The following is a 783-nucleotide window of genomic DNA, read 5'->3' as shown; positions in this document are numbered from 1 at the left end:
GTACTTCTTACAATTGCGATGGGGGGACGGAGAAGGCTAGGTGGGCCTGGCGACGGTTGTCCAGGTTCAAGTACGTAGGCGGGTGGTTTAGGTAAATCCGGACCGCTATTAACGCTGAGATACGATGTCGAGCTACTACGGTAGTGAAGTCATTGATGCCATGCTTCCAGGAAAAGCCTCTAAGCTTCAGATTGTAAGGAATCGTACCCCAAACCGACACAGGTGGTCGGGTAGAGAATACCAAGGCGCTTGAGAGAACTCGGGTGAAGGAACTAGGCAAAATGGTACCGTAACTTCGGGAGAAGGTACGCTCTTATCAGTGAAGTCCCTTGCGGATGGAGCAGACGAGAGTCGCAGATACCAGGTGGCTGCAACTGTTTATTAAAAACACAGCACTGTGCAAAATCGTAAGATGACGTATACGGTGTGACGCCTGCCCGGTGCCGGAAGGTTAATTGATGGGGTTAGACTTCGGTCGAAGCTCTTGATCGAAGCCCCGGTAAACGGCGGCCGTAACTATAACGGTCCTAAGGTAGCGAAATTCCTTGTCGGGTAAGTTCCGACCTGCACGAATGGCGTAATGATGGCCACGCTGTCTCCACCCGAGACTCAGTGAAATTGAAATCGCTGTGAAGATGCAGTGTACCCGCGGCTAGACGGAAAGACCCCGTGAACCTTTACTACAGCTTGGCACTGAACATTGAACCTACATGTGTAGGATAGGTGGGAGACTTTGAAACCGCGTCGCTAGATGTGGTGGAGTCGTCCTTGAAATACCACCCT

Annotated in this window: 1 rRNA gene; it reads left to right on the top strand. The window is 51.5% G+C overall.

Annotated elements, in window-relative coordinates:
* Positions 1-783, top strand: a 23S ribosomal RNA gene (locus QQ041_RS20640); the annotation flags it as partial.

The sequence above is a fragment of the Vibrio sp. TMPB1044 genome (assembly GCF_030442075.1).
Classification (GTDB): domain Bacteria; phylum Pseudomonadota; class Gammaproteobacteria; order Enterobacterales; family Vibrionaceae; genus Vibrio; species Vibrio satsumensis.
The sequence above is the reverse complement of the archived record's forward strand: the minus strand, read 5'-3'. Positions and strand labels throughout refer to the sequence as shown.